This is a genomic window from Ruminococcus sp., assembly GCF_016283395.1.
On record NZ_JAEEMU010000032.1, the window covers coordinates 73,355 to 91,726 of the forward strand.

At 45.1% G+C, this 18,372-nt stretch carries 21 protein-coding genes; 11 read left to right on the plus strand and 10 right to left on the minus strand.

All coding sequences use genetic code 11. The features are described 5' to 3' along the window. Positions 1 to 12: 12 nt before the first annotated feature. The 3 genes from gyrA to QZZ41_RS00955 are packed head-to-tail and all read left to right on the plus strand — an operon-like array spanning position 13 to position 3,900. Positions 13 to 2,643, plus strand: a complete 2,631-nt coding sequence (gene gyrA / locus QZZ41_RS00945; RefSeq protein ID WP_295066860.1) for a DNA gyrase subunit A — start codon at positions 13 to 15, stop codon at positions 2,641 to 2,643. Continuing rightward, positions 2,633 to 3,097, plus strand: coding sequence for a hypothetical protein (locus tag QZZ41_RS00950; protein ID WP_295066862.1), 465 nt, complete (start codon positions 2,633 to 2,635; stop codon positions 3,095 to 3,097). Before gyrA ends, QZZ41_RS00950 begins: the two co-directional genes overlap by 11 nt. After that, positions 3,094 to 3,900, plus strand: coding sequence for a metallophosphoesterase (locus QZZ41_RS00955; protein WP_295066864.1), 807 nt, complete (start codon positions 3,094 to 3,096; stop codon positions 3,898 to 3,900). The genes QZZ41_RS00950 and QZZ41_RS00955 overlap by 4 nt, the downstream gene beginning before the upstream one ends. Before the next feature lie 2 nt (positions 3,901 to 3,902). On the opposite strand, the gene QZZ41_RS00960 is transcribed toward QZZ41_RS00955, so the two are convergent. Beyond that, positions 3,903 to 4,517 (minus strand): manganese efflux pump, encoded by a 615-nt coding sequence (locus tag QZZ41_RS00960; protein WP_295066866.1) that lies wholly within the window; start codon positions 4,515 to 4,517, stop codon positions 3,903 to 3,905. A 161-nt stretch (positions 4,518 to 4,678) separates the two neighbouring features. Here QZZ41_RS00960 and QZZ41_RS00965 point away from each other — a divergent pair, with 161 nt between their 5' ends. The 3 genes from QZZ41_RS00965 to QZZ41_RS00975 are packed head-to-tail and all read left to right on the plus strand — an operon-like array spanning position 4,679 to position 6,358. Then, the gene (locus QZZ41_RS00965) at positions 4,679 to 5,482 is read left to right on the plus strand and encodes a sugar phosphate isomerase/epimerase (protein WP_295066868.1); all 804 of its coding nucleotides are present in this window, start codon (positions 4,679 to 4,681) and stop codon (positions 5,480 to 5,482) included. After that, entirely contained in the window at positions 5,479 to 5,955 is a 477-nt protein-coding gene (gene nrdR, locus QZZ41_RS00970; RefSeq protein ID WP_295066870.1) for a transcriptional regulator NrdR, read from the plus strand. The genes QZZ41_RS00965 and nrdR overlap by 4 nt, the downstream gene beginning before the upstream one ends. 19 nt (positions 5,956 to 5,974) lie before the next feature. Then, on the plus strand, positions 5,975 to 6,358 hold the full coding sequence (locus QZZ41_RS00975) for a DUF4870 domain-containing protein (protein ID WP_295066872.1): 384 nt from the start codon (positions 5,975 to 5,977) through the stop codon (positions 6,356 to 6,358). A 1-nt stretch (position 6,359) separates the two neighbouring features. Here QZZ41_RS00975 and QZZ41_RS00980 read toward each other — a convergent pair whose 3' ends face one another. After that, positions 6,360 to 6,767 carry a DUF4830 domain-containing protein gene (locus tag QZZ41_RS00980; protein ID WP_295066874.1) on the minus strand — a complete coding sequence of 136 codons (408 nt, stop codon included), beginning with the start codon at positions 6,765 to 6,767 and terminating at the stop codon, positions 6,360 to 6,362. Positions 6,768 to 6,856: 89 nt separating this feature from the next. Here QZZ41_RS00980 and QZZ41_RS00985 point away from each other — a divergent pair, with 89 nt between their 5' ends. The 3 genes from QZZ41_RS00985 to QZZ41_RS00995 all read left to right on the plus strand — a co-directional run bounded on the left by QZZ41_RS00985 (position 6,857) and on the right by QZZ41_RS00995 (position 10,305). Continuing rightward, positions 6,857 to 7,642, plus strand: a complete 786-nt coding sequence (locus tag QZZ41_RS00985) for a 16S rRNA pseudouridine(516) synthase (RefSeq protein WP_295066876.1) — start codon at positions 6,857 to 6,859, stop codon at positions 7,640 to 7,642. Between the two features lie 112 nt (positions 7,643 to 7,754). Beyond that, positions 7,755 to 8,885 (plus strand): ABC transporter ATP-binding protein, encoded by a 1,131-nt coding sequence (locus QZZ41_RS00990; RefSeq protein ID WP_295066878.1) that lies wholly within the window; start codon positions 7,755 to 7,757, stop codon positions 8,883 to 8,885. A gap of 124 nt (positions 8,886 to 9,009) precedes the next feature. Further along, entirely contained in the window at positions 9,010 to 10,305 is a 1,296-nt protein-coding gene (locus QZZ41_RS00995) for a Sapep family Mn(2+)-dependent dipeptidase (protein WP_295066880.1), read from the plus strand. A 190-nt stretch (positions 10,306 to 10,495) separates the two neighbouring features. Here QZZ41_RS00995 and QZZ41_RS01000 read toward each other — a convergent pair whose 3' ends face one another. Further along, positions 10,496 to 10,861 (minus strand): hypothetical protein, encoded by a 366-nt coding sequence (locus QZZ41_RS01000; RefSeq protein WP_295066882.1) that lies wholly within the window; start codon positions 10,859 to 10,861, stop codon positions 10,496 to 10,498. 338 nt (positions 10,862 to 11,199) lie between these two features. Between QZZ41_RS01000 and QZZ41_RS01005 the strand changes: the two genes are divergently transcribed. After that, positions 11,200 to 11,952 carry a DUF2461 family protein gene (locus tag QZZ41_RS01005; RefSeq protein ID WP_295066884.1) on the plus strand — a complete coding sequence of 251 codons (753 nt, stop codon included), beginning with the start codon at positions 11,200 to 11,202 and terminating at the stop codon, positions 11,950 to 11,952. Between the two features lie 153 nt (positions 11,953 to 12,105). Here QZZ41_RS01005 and gpr read toward each other — a convergent pair whose 3' ends face one another. Together gpr and QZZ41_RS01015 are read right to left on the minus strand one after the other, a co-directional pair. Beyond that, complete coding sequence (gene gpr, locus QZZ41_RS01010; protein ID WP_295066886.1) at positions 12,106 to 12,954, minus strand: GPR endopeptidase; 849 nt, start codon at positions 12,952 to 12,954, stop codon at positions 12,106 to 12,108. Positions 12,955 to 13,064: 110 nt separating this feature from the next. Then, the gene (locus QZZ41_RS01015) at positions 13,065 to 13,187 is read right to left on the minus strand and encodes a hypothetical protein (RefSeq protein ID WP_278244606.1); all 123 of its coding nucleotides are present in this window, start codon (positions 13,185 to 13,187) and stop codon (positions 13,065 to 13,067) included. On the opposite strand from QZZ41_RS01015, the gene rpsT reads away from it, so the two are divergent. After that, positions 13,181 to 13,441: a 30S ribosomal protein S20 gene (gene rpsT / locus QZZ41_RS01020; protein ID WP_072947633.1), complete on the plus strand. Its 261-nt coding sequence runs from the start codon at positions 13,181 to 13,183 to the stop codon at positions 13,439 to 13,441. The genes QZZ41_RS01015 and rpsT overlap by 7 nt on opposite strands. Positions 13,442 to 13,579: 138 nt before the next feature. Here the strand turns inward: rpsT and QZZ41_RS01025 are convergent, their stop codons facing one another. From QZZ41_RS01025 to QZZ41_RS01045, 5 genes are all read right to left on the minus strand, one after another. Then, positions 13,580 to 13,783 carry a hypothetical protein gene (locus QZZ41_RS01025; RefSeq protein WP_295066890.1) on the minus strand — a complete coding sequence of 68 codons (204 nt, stop codon included), beginning with the start codon at positions 13,781 to 13,783 and terminating at the stop codon, positions 13,580 to 13,582. A 72-nt stretch (positions 13,784 to 13,855) separates the two neighbouring features. Further along, positions 13,856 to 14,365 carry a flavin reductase gene (locus tag QZZ41_RS01030; RefSeq protein WP_295066892.1) on the minus strand — a complete coding sequence of 170 codons (510 nt, stop codon included), beginning with the start codon at positions 14,363 to 14,365 and terminating at the stop codon, positions 13,856 to 13,858. 57 nt (positions 14,366 to 14,422) lie between these two features. Next, complete coding sequence (gene spo0A, locus QZZ41_RS01035) at positions 14,423 to 15,178, minus strand: sporulation transcription factor Spo0A (RefSeq protein WP_295066895.1); 756 nt, start codon at positions 15,176 to 15,178, stop codon at positions 14,423 to 14,425. Between the two features lie 189 nt (positions 15,179 to 15,367). Next, entirely contained in the window at positions 15,368 to 16,678 is a 1,311-nt protein-coding gene (locus tag QZZ41_RS01040; protein WP_295066898.1) for a hypothetical protein, read from the minus strand. Positions 16,679 to 16,691: 13 nt separating this feature from the next. Next, on the minus strand, positions 16,692 to 18,362 hold the full coding sequence (locus QZZ41_RS01045) for a glycosyl hydrolase (protein ID WP_295066900.1): 1,671 nt from the start codon (positions 18,360 to 18,362) through the stop codon (positions 16,692 to 16,694). Positions 18,363 to 18,372: the final 10 nt, after the last annotated feature.

Sequence of the window (18,372 nt, forward strand, 5' to 3'; positions counted from 1 at the left end):
CAGGAGGAAAAAATGCTTTACAATGACAACTCAAAGGTAATAAATACCGAGATAGTTGACGAAATGGAAAATTCCATGCTCAATTACGCCATGTCGGTAATTGTTTCCAGAGCACTTCCCGATGTAAGAGACGGTCTGAAGCCCGTACACAGAAGAATACTGTATACGCTCCATGAAAACGGACTTACTCCCGAGAAGCCATATCGTAAGTGCGCCGATACAGTCGGTGCGGTTCTGGGACGTTATCATCCACACGGCGATGCGTCGGTATATGACGCACTTGTAAGACTTGCGCAGGATTTCTCAATGCGCTATCCCCTTGTTGACGGTCACGGAAACTTCGGTTCTATCGACGGTGACGGCCCTGCGGCTTACCGTTATACCGAGGCTAAAATGGCTAAGCTCACACTTGATATGCTCACGGATATCAACAAGGAGACTGTTGATTTCACATCAAACTACGATGACCGTCTTAAAGAGCCTACCGTACTTCCTTCCCGTTTCCCGAACCTTCTTGTAAACGGTTCTGTTGGTATCGCTGTTGGTATGGCTACCAATATACCTCCCCACAATCTTGGCGAGGTAATAGACGCTTTACAGCTCCTTATAGACGATCCCGACTGTACTCTTGAACAACTCATGGAGCACATTCAGGGACCTGATTTCCCGACAGGCGGCATAATCATGGGCAGAGCAGGCATACGTGCTGCCTATGCTACAGGTAAGGGCAAGATAACTCTCCGCAGCCGTACTCACTTCGAGGAGATAAAGGGCAGAAACTGCATCATCATTGACGAGATACCTTATATGCTCCGTAAGGAAAGACTCCTCAAGAGCATCAATCAGCTTGCAAGAGACAAGCGTATAGAGGGACTTTACGACCTCCGTGACGAGTCCGACAAGGACGGTATGAGAGTAGTTATCGAGCTGAAAAAAGACGCTATCCCGAATATCGTTCTCAACAAGCTCTTTGCACTTACACAGCTTCAGGACACAGTGGGCATAATCATGCTTGCTCTCGTAAACAACGAGCCTAAGATACTCACACTGAAGCAGATGCTCCAGCACTACCTCGACTTCCAGGTAGACGTTATCCAGAGAAGAACTCGCTTCGACCTGAGAAAGGCTCTCGAAAGAGCTCATATCTTGCAGGGCTTCGTGCTTGCTGCTGATTATATCGACGAAGTTATCGCAATAATCCGTTCAAGTGCAACTGTACAGGAAGCAAAGACACGCATGATGGAGCGTTTCAGCGATGTTGACATGGCTGCACTCCTTGACCGTGCTCAGTATGACCTTACAGGACTTCACGTTGAAGCACAGACAGGTCTTTCCGAGGAACAGGCTGAGGCTATTGTACAGATGCGTTTAGGACAGCTCACAGGTCTCGAAAGACAGAAGATAACCGATGAACTCTACGGACTTCTCACAAAGATATCCGATTATGAGGATATCCTTGCAGATGTTAACCGTGTTTACGCTATAATCCTTGACGATCTCAATACTATCCGCAAAAAGTTCAGCGACAAACGCCGTACAGACATCGAAAATGTCAGCGGAGAGGTTGATATCGAGGACCTTATCCCCGAGGAGGACTGCGTTGTAACTCTCACAAACAACGGCTATATCAAGCGTATGCCGCTTACAGAGTACAAGACACAGCATCGCGGCGGACGCGGCATCACAGGTATGAAGCAGCGTGAAGAGGACTTCGTTGAGGAAATGTTCATCTGCGGCTCACATGACAATATCCTGTTCATATCCAACAAGGGTATCATGTACAAGCTGAAATGCTACGAGATACCTGACGGTTCAAAGGCTTCAAGAGGCTTTAACCTCATAAATCTGCTTCCTCTCACAGAAAATGAGAAGATAGCTGCAATGATAAAGACTACTGACTTCGGTGATGACAAGTTCATCACTATGGTCACAAAGAACGGCAAGATAAAGAGGACTAACCTCTCACTTTACAAGAATGTCCGCAAGAACGGTCTTATCGCCATAGGACTTGACGAAGGCGACGAGATAGAGGGCGTTCGCATGACTGACGGCAATGCTCAGCTCTTTGTGGCAACTCATAACGGTATGGTAATCCGTCTTGAAGAAAGCAAGATGAGAGCACTTTCACGTTCAGCTCACGGTGTAAGAGCTATCAAGCTCCGTGACGGTGATTATGTAGTAAGCATGGCAAGAGTCCGCGAGGGAGCAACTCTCCTTACAGTTACCGAAAACGGCTACGGCAAGCGTACAGAGATCGACAGCTATCGTATACAGAACCGCGGCGGCTACGGACTTACAAACTACAAGGTAGACGATATCCGCGGACACGTCTGCGGCATCAAGATAGTTGACGAAGAGGACGATATAATCCTCGTATCAAGCGACGGTATCATTATCAGAATACTTGCAAGCGATATCCGTGTAATGGGACGTATCGCAAAGGGCGTTCGTGTAATGAGAGTCAGCGAGGGCGCAAATGTAGTTGCATTCACCCGTGCAGAGCATGACGACAATGCCGAGACCGAAAAGGTGGAGCAGCTCACAGAAGAGCAGGCTAAGGCTGCTGAAGCTGAGGCTGCACTTGAAGAGCAGAACGAAGTTATAATCGAAGCAGACCCTGAGGACGAGGAGAATGAAGAATAAGACTGAGAGGAGCTTTCTCAGATTCGGAGAAAGTGCCTTTACAGCACTGATAATAACGGTGCTGAGCCTTTTCTGTCAGTTCATAAACTGGTTTGCATACGAAAAAATAGGTTACGCATGGGGCATCACATTAGTGACGCCCCTCGTACTATGTGCAATGTATCATTTCGTACAGCTTGACGGCGGACGTGAGGGCAGCTTTTCACGGAGGTTCTTTTTCATATTTTCTGTAATTATACCGCTTCTTGTTGGTATTTTACTGACAGTGATAATGCTGCTTGCAGCACCTGAGATAAGCGTATTTTCGCCCGAAGCCGAGTACAAAGGAACTGTCCGCGAAGCAATAGCCACATATGCGGGAAGATTTGTTTTCACGTCGCTGTATCTGCTTATATTTGCATCCGCAGACCATTTTATACTGAAAAGTCTTGATGAAAAAAGGAAAACACAGTGAAATACATTATACTTATCGTTATTGTTATTGTTCTGTTCGTGATATATGCCCTTATCGAGAATTTCTTCCTACTTATGGTAAGGCGTGAAAAGCTTGGAAATGGCATAAGGATAGTACATCTTTCAGACCTTCACAGAAAGCGTTTCGGAAGAAACAACATAAGACTCTGCGAAAAGGTCAAGGAGCTGTCTCCCGACCTGATAATATTCAGCGGCGACCTTATAACACGCTATGAACAGGACCTTTCATGTGCGGAAATGACGCTGAAAATGCTTTGCAAGATAGCTCCTGTGTATATGATATACGGCAATCACGAGCAGAGCTTTTCAGAGACTATGCGTCCAGAGCTGGAAGCAATGTTTGAAAGATCAAAGGTCATACTGCTGAGAAATGAAAGCTCCGAGATAAATATCAACGGCAGACACCTGAAAATATACGGACTCCTTGAAAATTACGGAGTTTACAAGAAAAACGGCGGCTACCGTGACCTTGATGTAATAAAAACAGCCGACCTTGAAAAGCTTCTCGGAAAGTGTCCCGAGGGCGAGGTGCTGCTTATGGCGCATAATCCGTTTTTTGCAGAAGCCTATGCGGAATGGGGCGCGAAATATACCTTCAGCGGTCATGTTCACGGCGGAGCAGTACGTATTTTCGGTATCGCAATGCTGTCGCCCGAGAGAAAATTCTTCCCTAAAAACTCAAAGGGAGTCTATACCTATGGCAATATGAAGCTTCTGGTATCGGCAGGTCTGGGAAAACTGAGACTTTTTGACCCTCCCGAGATAGTTGTGTATGAGATATGATACTAAGCCGAAAAAACGGCAAATAAAATGAGAAACAGTCCTCCCGTCCATGAGAAATCACGGTTCAGGGAGGATAATTTTCTGCCCGTAAGCGAACCGAGGATAAGCGCGGAAGCTCCGCAGATGAATACGGCTGCGGCTGCACCAAGCGCGGATATATCTTTACCGCCGCAGCTCAGTCCCGTTGCAGCAGCGTCAAAAGAGCCTGCAAGAGCAAGCACAGCGGCTTCGCCTATGGACAGTACCTTTGAGCTGTCCATATCCACAGCAGAATCATCGAGACATAGCTTGACAAATACGGAAAGCTCTCCCATTTTTACGGAAATACCGTCTTTTTCTGAGATATGCCTTATGACGCTTCGCAGTATGCTTTTGGCTATATTCAGCGAGCCTATGGTTATAAGCACTGCCGTACCGATGATGTGGATAGTATGCGAGGTAATAAATCCCGAGATAATACCGGAAAGCATAATGGAAATAAATAAAACAGAAGCCGAAAACATATCTATTACCAGTGCGGAGCTCAAAGGTATCTTTACTCCGCTGTTGCAGCAGGCAGCTGCCGCAAGGTATATGTCAATGCTGACAATAAAAGCGAGAAAAAATTCTTTTAGCAAAATATTACACCTCCGCATTATCATATGCATAACCGTCATAATATGACAATAAAAGCGGTTATTTTTTTTATTTTCAGGATATTATTTTTTTGTAGTCTATTGACTTTCAGAGGAAATACAAGTATAATTAAATTATAAAATTTTCGCAGGGAGGGGTTGAATTGATAGCAGGTGTTTCAACAGCTTGCCTGTATCCGAAGCCCCTTGAGGAAGCACTTTATGACCTTGCGGTCAACGGTGTTTCATGTGTGGAGATATTTCTTAATACTCATTCCGAGCTGAAAAAAGGCTATGCTCACGGTATGGCAAATCTTCTCAAAAGATTTGATGTAAAGTGTCCTTCAGTACACCCATTTACCTGTGAGATAGAGCCGCTGATGTTCTTTTCGGAATATGAGCGCAGAATGAATGATATACTTGAATATTACAAGCTGTACTTCCGCTTTATGAACATCGTGGGAGCAGATATTTTCGTTTTTCACGGCGGTAAACCCTCATCGGTATGTACTCCCGAGCTTTACTGTGAAAGGTATTCAAAGCTTTATCGTCTCGGTAAGGAATTCGGTGTTACGGTAGCTGTGGAGAATGTCTCAAGGTGCAGGAGCGGTTCGTCAGCCTTTGTAAAAGAGATAAAGAATATGCTGGGCAATGAGTTTGCCTTTGTGCTTGATACAAAGCAGGCGATACGTTCAAATGAAAGTCCCGTTAAATTCCTTGATATAGTCGGCGACAAGATATCCCATGTGCATATCAGCGACTCGGGAGAAATGGGCGACTGTCTGCTCATAGGCAGAGGAAGATTTAATTTCAAACAGTTTTTTGAAAAGCTTGCAGGCTATAATCCCGATTGCAGCGTAGTTCTTGAGCTTTACAGAAGCGGTTTTTCAGGCATAAGCGATCTCATTTCCAGTTACAATATACTCACTAAAATGACCGAGCCTTACGGCGGGGAGCAGAAAAAATGAAATGTCCTTACTGTGGATTTGAAGACCTTAAAGTAATAGATTCACGTCCTGCTGAGGATAAGACAAGGCGCAGGCGCGAATGTACAAGATGCGGAGAAAGATTTACTACCTATGAAGCAGTTGAAGTTCCGCTTTTAATGGTGGAAAAGCGCGACGGAAGCGTACAGCTGTTTGATAAGGCAAAGCTCATAAACGGTATAGTTTCCGCAATAAAAAAGAGACCTGTCTCTGCTGAGAAGGTCACTGAGATAGCGAATTATGTTGAGAATTATTACGCAAACGCACTGAGGACGGTGGCAAAGTCGTCCGAGATAGGCGAGCTTGTACTTGACAGGCTCAGGGATATAGATCCCATATCCTACATAAGATTTGCATCGGTATATAAAGACTTCACCGATATCGACAGCTTTGTTGCCGCTATCAGTGAATTCAATGATAATGGTGAAAGATCGGGAAACGATCCCGAAAAATAAATAATGGAGGTATATGTGTATGGACCAGCTTGAAAACATACTCGAACAGTTCAATGATCTTGATACTGAAAGGACTTTTGATGACAAGGATATAAACAAGAACAGCGTATTTGCTATTTTTGCGTATCTTCTTCCTTTCCTTTTCTTCATGCCCTATGTCAGCGACAACAATTCCGCATACTGCAAATTTCATGCAAATCAGAGCTTTATATGGCTCATAACTCTTATTGCACTTTCGATCATCTGCGGTATAATCGGAATAATACCTGTGATCGGTTTTATCGTATGGAGAATAATCTTCCCCATAGCTATACTTGCCATAGACTTTGCATTCATTCTCGGAAGCTTAAAGGGCAAGGCATACAGACTCCCATTCGTTGGAAGTCTTTTCAACGTATTCTGAGTCAGCTGACAGGCATTTTTATACTGCCGCCGTCCTCACTGTAGACCATTGAGGCAACAGCAGTATCATCGCAGACCAGTAATTCTGCAAGCATTTTCATATTCTGAGGGCTGTAATTCTTTACCTCATAGGTATAAAGCTTTGCGCTCCTGCCCGAGTATTTCCGCAGAGGCAGACCCTGTTTGTCCTGCATTTCGGCATATTCCTCGTAAATATCCGAAAACTCAATAGGGATAAGAATATCTTTTTCGGATATCTCTTCCACTTCCCAGCCGTGAGAAGCAAAATAATCTATGCGTTGAGAAACGTCTGCGGCTTTAGGAAGCTGTGTGGGGATATCTTCTTTTTTTCCGCATGATGCAAGAGCAAAAGCGGCTGCGGCAAATACCATGATAGTGAATTTTTTCATGTGAGACAACTCCGTTTCTGTTATGGAATGTAAGGCGCATCAGTACATCTTATTCATAAATAAAGGCATATATGCCCACAGGAGGAACAATGGCACAGATAAGGCTGGACAAATTCATTTCCGAAAGAACTGAATACACAAGAAGTCAGATAAAGGAGCTTGCCTCTAAGGGTAAGATATGTCTCGGCGGTGTCGTTGTGAAAAAGTCTGATACCAAGATAGATACCGAGTCGGCAGAGGTAACGGTATGCGGACAGAAGATAGGAAGCTCGCGCTATAAGTATATACTCCTCAACAAGCCCCAGGGCTATGTATGCTCGACTGACGACAAGGACGGCGATACGGTACTGAAGCTGCTCCCCCCTGAAATTCGCACAAAGGGTATGTTCCCTGCAGGAAGGCTCGACAAGGATTCTATAGGTGCTCTGCTCATAACCGATGACGGCGAACTGGCGCACAATTTGTTATCTCCGAAACACCATATACCCAAAATTTATATTGTGAAACTTGCCAGACCATTTGAGAATAATTATATTAACAAATTTGAAAACGGCATAGTTTTAGCGGACGGTGAGACTTGTCTCCCCGCAAGGGTAAAAAAAGCCGAAAATACCGATAGACTGGCTTTTGTTGAATTAAACGAGGGAAAATATCATCAGGTCAAAAGAATGTTCGCCGCTGTGGGTAATCATGTAGAGCTGCTTATGAGAGTTTCTCTCGGAGCATTGGTTCTGCCCGAAAAACTGGCAATAGGAGAGTGTATGGAATTATTGCACAAAGATGTTGAAAACTTGTTCAGAGAGCAGGATTTTGAGGCTTTTTGTGCCCGATATTCGCCTGTTTTTTCGGCAAATCTAATAAACAACCTTTTGTAAGTTTGGCGATTTAGCAACTTGAAATGTTATGAAAAATGTGATATTATATTATCATAGCTGATAATGGAATAAAATAATCGGCATTATATTTTGAACTGGAGGACTGGATTAAATGGCAGGCTTAACACTTAAAGGCATTTATAAGAAATATCCGGGCGGCGTTGTTGCTGTTTCAGATGTTAATTTAGAGATAAGAGATAAGGAGTTCATCGTTCTTGTTGGACCGTCAGGCTGCGGTAAGTCAACAACTCTTCGTATGATCGCTGGTCTTGAAGAGATCTCAGAGGGTGAACTTTATATAGGCGATCGTCTCGTAAACGATATCGCACCTAAGGACAGAGATATTGCAATGGTTTTCCAGAACTACGCTCTCTATCCACATATGACAGTATTTGATAACATGGCATTCGGCCTTAAGCTCCGTAAGGTTCCAAGACCTGAGATTGAGAGAAAGGTTAATGAAGCTGCTAAGATACTCGACCTTACACACCTTCTCGACAGAAAGCCAAAGGCTATGTCAGGTGGTCAGAGACAGAGAGTTGCTCTCGGTCGTGCTATCGTTCGTTCACCTAAGGTATTCCTTCTCGACGAGCCTCTTTCAAACCTCGATGCTAAGCTCCGTGCTCAGATGAGAACCGAGATCGCTAAGATCCACAAGAAGCTCGGTACAACATTCATCTACGTAACTCATGACCAGACAGAGGCTATGACAATGGGTGACAGAATCGTATGTATGAAGGACGGTTTCGTTCAGCAGATCGATACACCTCAGAACCTCTATGAGAATCCTGTAAACAAGTTCGTTGCAGGCTTCCTCGGCTCACCTCAGATGAACTTCATCGACGCAGAGCTCAAGGAAGAGTATGGTCAGTATATCGTTGAATTCGGTGCTTCAAACGGCAGAGGAAACAGATATCAGATCATTGTTCCTGAGTCAAAGGTTAACGAAGAGCTTAACAACTATGTAGGTAAGGAGATCACTCTCGGTGTTCGTCCTGAGTCTATTCACGACGAAGAGATGTATCTCTCAAATGCTTCAACAGGCGTTATCGACGCAAACGTTGAAATTACAGAAATGATGGGTGCTGAGACATACCTCTATCTCCTTTGCGAGGGTATTCCGCTCACAGCACGAGTTAGCCCAAGATCAACAGCAAGACCTGGTGACGATATCAAGGTTGCTATTGATCCTAACAGAATCCATATCTTCGATAAGGAAACTGAAAAGGCTATTGTTAACTGATTAATTCTTTTCATATTTATCCTTTCTTTCTTGGTACACACCGTCGGGAGATGTTGTGTACAGGCAAATTACCGCAGTATTTTTACTGCGGTTTTTTGTATTATTTAGTTTTACGGAGGCAAAAATGACTGAAATAAGAAAATACCTTGAAGCCCATAAACAGGAAATGATAGACCTGCTGGCAGAGCTCGTTGCTATACCCAGTATACAGGGAAAAGCCGAGGAGGGAGCTCCTTTCGGCAGAGAGCCTGCCCGTGCACTTGAAGTCATGCTGAAAAAGTGTGAGGAGGCAGGTTTTAAAGTTGATAATGTTGAAAACTACGCAGGCTCGGCGGATATAAACGATCTTCCTGCTGAGCTTGCAGTACTTGCACATCTTGACGTAGTTCCCGTAGGTTCGGGCTGGACAACAGATCCCTTCGTGCTGCGCTATGAGCCCGATACGGATAAGCTTGTGGGACGCGGAGCTATTGACGATAAAGGACCTGCTGTAGCCGCATTTTTCGCTGCAAGAGCTGTAAAAGAGTTAGGACTGCCGCTGAAAAAGGGCATACGTCTTATTTTCGGAACTAACGAGGAGAACGGTTCTGCGGACCTTGCTTACTACCGCCAAAAGCGCGAATTGCCGCCAATGGTGTTCACTCCAGACGGCGATTACCCACTTATCAACGCGGAAAAGGGTATGCTGAGAGTGTATTTCTCATCGGATTTCGATGATGAGGAAATACTGGAAATACAGGCAGGAACGGTCATAAATGCAGTTCCGCAGTTCTGCACGGTAACAATGGACAGTGACGAGGGCGAGCCTGTTGAAGCCGTTTATGAGGGCGTTTCGGCTCATGCTTCCACTCCCGAAAAGGGCGAGAACGCTATAACTCAGTTCCTTGACAGCTACAGCGGCGAGAATATGCTACTCTGCGGACTGGCTGAGCTTTTCCCACACGGCGAGTTCAACGGCAAAAACTGCGGACTTGGCTTCCGTGACGAAATATCGGGTGATATGACCTGTGTACTGTCCATGCTGAACACTGAAAACGGCAGGATCTACGGCGGTATCGACATTCGTTTCCCACTTGACCGCAAAAAGGCTGAGATAGGCGGTATTATCTGCGATGCACTTGAAAGTGCAGGCTTTACTGTTGACTCCTGCGAGGGAGTTGAGCCCCACTGCACTGATGAGAATTCAACATTTGTACAGACATTGTTGAAAACTTACGAGAGAGTCACAGGTGATAAGGGACGCTGTATCGCTATCGGCGGCGGTACTTACGTCCACGAGATAGAGGGCGGAGTTGCTTTCGGTGCGGAGTTCCCCAACGAGGACGGTCATATGCACAGTCCCGATGAGTTTATTACGGTGGCTAACCTGCTGAAGAATGCAGAAATAATGGCAGAATCTATTGCAGAGCTTTGCTGTTGAAAATGTACGGGCGCACACTGTGCGCTCGTTTTGCCTTACGATACAAATAACATGAAACGAATTGTAGGGACGACCATTGGTCGTCCGTTCCTTAATTTATGTTATATATTTGCGGACACGCAATGCGCGCTCCTACAATTACGCATTATGAATTATGAATTAAAAAGGCGGACTTATTGTCCGCCTTTGTTTATCTGTCTTTTTTGTCAGTTGTGGTAGTTTTTTCGTCATGTTCCTTGTCGCCGTCGAGACCGTCGATAACGTCATCAACAGCGTTCTGAGCTCCGTCTATCACATCTTTGCCGGCATCTCCCACGCCGTCAACGATGTCCTTGCCTGCGTCACCGACACCGTCTGCGGCATCGTCAACGCGGTCACGGATACTGTCGTCATCTTTCCTGTCGGTAGTGCTTTCATAGGTTTTATCAGTCGTGCCGTCAGTAATTACAGTGCCGTTTCCGTCATCTGTATAATGGCCGTCGTTGTTATCGCCGCAGCCTGTAAGAGTTGCACAAACGGTAAAAAATATGGAGCATATTGCTAAAAGCTTTTTCATACAAATCATATCCTTTACAGAGTATTGTTGTGGAGACGTTTTCCACAACTTATTTTTATTGTTTACTCTTTTTCCCTGATTATCCACAGGGTTTTCAACTTTTCCGCACTTCCAGAAAGTGTATTTTACGTTGTTTTCCACCTTTTCAACAGAGTTATCAACAATCGAACATATGACTCCACACTCAATTCAACACCATGTTGAAAACTTTTCCACCCGTGTGTGAAATATAATTAGGACTATATTGCTGTAATTTTTTGGTTAAAAGTTGTTTCTGCTTGAATTATGTCACAGCTTGTGATAAAATAAAAACAGTTCTGAAATTGAAAGGTGATACAATGTTTGAAGGATTTTCACAGGAGGCGTTGGAGTTCCTCCTTGGCATAAGGCATAACAACAATAAGGACTGGTTCGAGCCGCGCAAGAAGATATATACCGAGAAGATATTCGAGCCCATGAAGGCTCTGGGCGAGGAGCTTTTTGCGCCATTTGCCTATATTGACGGCATGATGTACAAGGTGGGCAGGATATACCGCGACGAGAATTTCGCGCCCTATCTACATTACCGCGATACTATGTGGATATATGTCCGCTACGATGCGTGGTACTGGAACAAGACTCCCACGCTGTATTTTGAACTCTCCCCAGAGGGTGCGGAGTTCGGCTTCCGCATATCCAAACCCGAAGCCGCAGTTATGGAGCGTTTCCGCAGTCAGCTTGCAGAGGACTCAGAGCCATTTCTCAACATGATATCAGAACTTGTTGAAAACTACGGACTCACGGTAGGCGGTGACGAATACAAGCGCAAAAAGCCCTGTCCTAATCCCGAGCTTGAGGAATATTTTGTAAAAAAGGGACTCAGCGTGTACACGAAGGTAAGCGATCCCGAGGAGCTTTTCAGCCGTAAAATAGCGGAGCATACCGCCGAGGTGTTCAAAGCAGTCCAGCCGCTTAACGATTACTTCCATGAAATTGTTGAAATAGAGGAGCTTGCCAAAGCAATACTAAAAGAGGAAAAAGAGCAGCAGCTCTCCCAGCCTGAGCCAGAGATAAACATGGTAAAAGCCCCCGACATAGAATTCATGTGGTAGGCGCGGAGCCCGCGCTGGCTAACAACGTTGACGCTTGCAAGCTCGCTCACTCCAATTAAGACCGACAGTCGTACATCGCTTACGGCACTTTTCATTTTAAGGGCTGGCAGCCCCTACAAGCTAACGGCTAATGGCTAAAGGCTAAAGGCTAATCTAAAACAGCCCTCTTACGTCCTCAAAGGTAAGAGTTGGATGCAAAGCGAGGTTTATACCGAAAGCAAGGAGTTGTGAAGCACGTTCGGTAAGGCGGTCGATGTCACGGGGAGTTACCATTATATTTGGCAGATCCCTGTTTATGCTTTTCCCTGTGAGACTTCGGACGATAGTGTGCATATCCACGACTGTGGGGACTCCCACGGCGATAACGGGTATGCCGAAAAGCTTTTCCGAAAGCTCCATACGCTGATTTGAAACGCCGCTCCCGGGGGATATCCCCGTATCCGTAAGCTGTATGGTAGTCCCCAGACGGCTGATGTCATTGCAGGCGAGGGCGTCCACGGCAATTATTGCTTTTGGCTTTATTTCGGCAGCTACAGCGCGTACTATCTCTGCTGTCTCTATGCCTGTCTGTCCCATGACACCGCCAGAGAATGTACTGACATTGCGCAGCGAGGTCAGGAACATCTCCTCATCTGCATCAAGCTCACCGCCGAGATGCCGCGTAGCAAGTACTTTTGCGGCTGTCTGCGGACCTATAGCATCAGGAGTTATATCGTTATTTCCAAGCCCGGCAACGAGCACATCACCATCAGGGAGAAGCCTCGACAGCTCGTCAGCAAGCTCCTGAGCCATGAGCTTGTAATCGTCGGAAAATCGGCTGAGACTGCCGCCCTCAAGGGTGATATAGCGTCCCTTGCCCTTGCCGATAGTGGAAAGGCAGCTGTCATCGTCAATGATTATCTCGGTAATGCTGAAAGACTTTCCTCTTGTTGAGATGTGAACGCTGTCAGGTAGTTGGTCACAGGAGATGCTTTCCAGTGCAAGATCGGTGCGAAAAACCATATATTCCTCCATATTGTGCATTTTGCTTTAATTGTGGAAAAAATTTATCACTATTATTTCACTTTTAGATATTGAAAACAATGTGGAAAAATGTTATAATTATATTTGTCTCAGTATGGCAGCTGTGCGTTGCAGCTGTCGGGAGTGAACGAACCCGTGTTTGCTCCTATTATCTGTAAAATGCGGACGATTATTCCGCCTGCATAATTCAAGGAGGTGTAACAAAATGCCAAACATTAAGTCTGCTAAGAAGAGAGTAAAGGTTAACGCAACAAAGGCTGCTGCTAACAAGGCAAGAAAGTCAAATCTCAAGACAGTTCTCAAGAAGGCTGACGCAGCTGTAGCAACAGGTGCTGCTGACAAGGCAGAGGCAATCAAGGTTGCTATCAAGAGAGTTGATCAGGCTTGCGCAAAGGGTCTTATGCACAAGAATAAGGCTGCAAGAAAGAAGTCTCAGCTCGCTAAGAAGCTCAATGCTGCTGAATAATAGGTCTTTTTTGATCATATAAGAAATCGAACCCCTTGCGGACAACTCACGGTCTGCAAGGGGCTGTTTTTATCAGTAGTGAATAGTGAGTAGTTATCTAAAAAATAACCCCCTTACAGTATTTGTAAGGGGATTTTTTCAGTTCATATTAGAAGCTGAAAGCATTTTAAGGGCGTACGCAATGACCTCATCGGCTGTCGGAACGTCACCTGCGCCTATTTTATTGATAGGAGCATCGGGATTTTTGCAGGCTTCAAGAATAGATCTGTTTATCTCTTCAATTACTTCATCTTTAGAAACTCTGTGTTTTAATGCAACGTTTTTGAGGATATCATCGTTCATTGCATATCCCCCTTTTCTTTAATAATAATATTAGATTGCTTACCGATAAAAGCAATAGCTAATCAAGAGTGATCATTCCTTTACATATACTCCTACGATCTCGGAGATATATGCACGGTGATAAGCGTCACCGTTAAAGAATTTTTCAGGGATACCGTCATCTGTGAGGAAACCGCTTTCCTGTAAGTCATAGCTGTAAAGCTTACGGCAGACGAGTACGAGCTCGGCTTCCTCGAAAGTCATACAGCCGTCTATCTCAGCAGGAGTAAGACCTGCTTCCTTAGCCTTATCGCAGTCTCTGCCCGAATGAGAGCCGCAGAAGGAAAGTGCCTTTCTGAACTCCTCACCTAAGAATGAAGCGGTATAACATTCGTTTTTCTCAACAAATCCATAGGTATAACGTGTAGGTCTGATGTAGCAGGTGAGGACATTTTTGTTCCAGAGAACGCCTATTTGTCCCCATGAAGCAGTCATCGTGTTGAAGCTTTCCTTGTTTCCGCCTGTCAGAAGCATCCACTGCTTGCCGATCTTGTCAAAAGGATTGAAAGAAAGCTCGCTTATGTCGATTTTTTTAAAAGCCATGGTGATTCTCCTTTACTGTAATATATTTTATTCGGTATCACCGCGGCTTATGATATATTAGAAAGCTTTCAGCGTACTTTTATATCGCAGACGCAGCTTATCCGTAATAAGCGCGATAAATTCCGAATTAGTAGGTTTACCTTTGCCCGTATCAACGGTGTAGCCGAAAAAAGAGTTTAGAGTGTCAACATTTCCTCTGTCCCATGCAATCTCGATAGCGTGGCGGATAGCACGTTCAACTCGTGATGAGGTGGTATCGTAGATACCTGCCACAGTGGGATACAGGAGCTTTGTAACGCTGTCAAGGAGAGTTTTGTCCTTGATAGAATAGAGTATAGCAGTCCTGAGGTAGTGATAGCCTTTGATATGTGCAGGAACTCCAAGCTGATGTATCATGTCCGTAACTACTACTTCCATGTCATCGCTGAAGCTGTTGACTCTGTCACCCAGTGAAGAGTTTATAGCACTGCAAAGATCATCTGCACTGCACGGACGCAGCAGAAATTTAGAAGCACCGTTTTCTGTCACCTGTCTTTCGATGAACTCGTTGTCGTAAGCAGACGTTATGATGAATACAGGGGGTTTAATGCCCATTTCCTTAACAGCTCTCATAACGGTAATAACATCGCCGTTCTGAGAGGATATGTCCATTACAGCAACATCGGGTGGATCTTTTTTGATAGACTCCAGTATGATGCCGCAGTCATTACGTCTTGTATACGCATACATTCCCTTTTCGCGGAGCTTATTTGCTATGCTCACGCCTGTCTCGGCAGAATCGTCACCGATAAGTACTTTTACCTTGTTATTCATGATTTATACCTCCTCTTGTTCAGCGGTTTTCGACCGCTTATTAATGATATCATATCACAAAAGGAGCTGCAACGGTTTATTTTAAGGGATCTGGTAGCATTTGTTCGGAAAATGTATCAACAGCGAGACGGTAAAAAACACCGTCGGAAAAGGTTGTCACAAAAGACGGAAAGAAGGTGAAAAGATGTATTACTTCCGCTTTTTTCTGTGCAGAACTGCTTCTGACATTTCTCTTACGTTAGTACCCTCGGGGAAAAGCTTGTCGGCAAGCTTCTGAAGAGGGGTTTTCTTGACTTTTTCCATGCGGACAGTGGCAAGTTTCGGTTCACTTGCAGCCTTGCCCCAATTTTTCTTTTCTTTATCCGAAAGAAGCGGGAAAATAATATTCCTGTCGCCGATATAGCTGTGATTTTCGAGGAATTCCAGCGGCAGCCGACAGCCTTCGCTGCCGTATTTCCCGATAAAATCCCCGAAATGGAAGTACAGCATATCCTTGAAATCGTCTCTTCCGTCGGTTATCTTCTGATTTTTTTCCATTGCCTCTATTAGAGACTTCTGCATCTCGGTCTCTGGTTCAAAATCCTCGATGAGTGAAAGCGGACCGAGTATCATAAAGCCTATCATGTATTCATCGAGGCAGAAGTCGCTGGTAGGCTTTTTATTCTGCGGAACATCGAAGCCGTAAGCCGCATAAAGTGCGAAAGCGGACCTTAAAGCCATGCATTTTTCGCTGTCGATATCGAATATGAGCTTTTCCTCGATAAATCCGCGGAGTCGTCCCGATTTTATCATAAGGGGCTGAACTGATTGCAGCATAACAGCCTTCATACCTCTGACTATAGCGGCTTCAACATCTTTTGAGAAGTCTCCGCCGATATGGAGGATATTGCTTGCTTCAACGCCTGATTTTTTTATAACAACATCAAGATAACCTGTTTCTGCCGAATCGGGTATATTCTGTTCCGACGGGATTATTACCGAGTCATATCCGCCGTAGCCGCAGTTGCAGAGTACCTTGACCACAACATCGCGGGGATAATAAGATGCAGAAGTAACGATTATCTTGTTTTTGCAGTCCTTAGCTTTATCGAAGAGAAGCTTTCCTATTTTTCGCGGAAAAGCGAAATGCTCTATAAGGTCACACTCCCTTGTCATAAGCCTTTCCCTGCCCGTGGGAGTGATGCCGCTCATTTTAGTAAAGATATTGTATATCTTTTCAAGAGTAACGTTGCCCTTTGCACCGTATTTCTTCTCAGCCGCCTTCTGAGCTTCCATACGAAGCTGAGTAAAGGACTTGTCTGAGGTAGTCAGCAGCGCGAAATCCTCCTCCATGAAGAGAAACATATCCTCAGGTCTGGAAAAGGGAGTAATGACGAGAGTATCCCATAGCTTGAAGCTTATGGCTCTGTGGTCGTTTCTTTCGACCTCATGGAGCGTTTTTACAAGTATCTCGTCCTGTGCCGCAGAGAGCGGTCTTTTTGGATGAAACTCTCCGTCCATTTAAAACCTCCTTTTAGTCGGTTGCAGAAGCAGTTTCTTCTTCGGTATCATTATCAGCTTCGGGAGGCTCAATACCTCTGAGCTTGCGGTATTCATCAAGAGTCATAGCACCATCGGAGTTATACGCTCTTATCATAGCGTCCTTGCTAGTGAATTCCTCACTGTATTCGCCTTTTTCGTTCTGTATGTACTTTCCGTACCATACGCTGAAGAACGACCATACGGCATTATCACGGAAAGCTGCGTCTATATCGGGGATACTTCCGCACTCGCTTATAGCGATGAGCTTGTCGCTGCCCACGAATTTCTGAACAGCGGCGAATTCCTCATAAAATCTGTTTCCATAGTCCTTTTCGTTCTTGACGTAAAGGTCAACGGCAGCGATATCGAAAGTACGTCTGTCAACGAGGGTAGTATCGCTCTGACCGTTCCATATCCAGATAAGGTTGTCCAGCTCGAAATACTTGGTCAGGCGTTCGTAGAGCAGGTTCCACAGCCACTTGTAAGCGTCAGGACCTTTTGCGCCCCACCAGTACCAGTCACCGTAGCCCTCTGGCAGCGGTCTCCACAGTACAGGAACTCCCCTGTTTTTCAGTGAAGTGAGCTGACCTGCCATATTATCTATATCCAGTATGAGCCCGTAACATTCCTTGGAAATATTTCCCTTGCTGTAAAGCTCACGAAGCTCTTCCTCGGTGAGCTCTGCGATTTTTTCCTCGGTAACGGCTTTTGAAAGGTCAAAGTCAGTATCATCTGCGGTCATAGCACTTTTCTTGTCGGAAGGTGACTTCCAGTACCAGCTTACGCAGGAGATGCCGCCGTTCAAGTACCACTCGGCAGCAGCATCCACTTCCCTGAAGCTCTCGTCAAGATCACCGTGAGAGACTTCAAAGTTTGAGCAGCGTATAACAGGGTATTTACCTGTAGTACGGTAGATAAGGTCAAGCTCGGAATTATCTCCGCCGTAAGCGTACTGACCTGTTATCATGTATTTTCCGTAGTTTTCGGAAAGGAAGCTCATAAGCTCCTTTGCCGACTTTGCTGCATTTTTGTTTACCAGCTCCCCTTTAGCGTCATAGCTTATGTCGCTGAGGGAGGTATTATTTTCTATTTTCAGATAATCGAGACACATTTCGCCGTTTTCGGGAGTAATTTCAAGCTTCTGCTTGCCTTTTGTGAGGAAAACTCCGTATACGGTGATATATGTAAACTGATTATTGTCGGTAGTTTTGAATACTGTAAGCTGTTCGTCGCCAAGCTTTAAGCGGCAGTTTACAGCCTTTTCGGACAGTATATTGAATGAAAGGTCATAGTGCTGGTTACTTGGGACATCTATCTCAAAAGCCACAGAAGCCTTGCCTTCGTTTCCGAATTTGGTAACATAACCGTCACCGCTGAATTCGGGCTTGTTTGTATCTACAGCAGCACCGCCCTTGAGCTCGGCTTTTTCGGCTTCGTAGAGGTTGCCCGACTGTTTTTTCTCTATTTCAGGGAAAGTAACGGGATAATCGGGGAATGTCTCAACAGGCTCTGTCGTAGTGGCTTCCGCAGTACTTTTTGCAGTAGTTTCCTCTATGATAGGCACAGAGGATGTAATAGGTTTTTTGCTGTTGCTGCAAGCCGCAAAAATAGAAGCACCTGCTCCTATAGCAACGGCAACAGCAGCTATCTTGCGAATATCCATTTATTCCTCC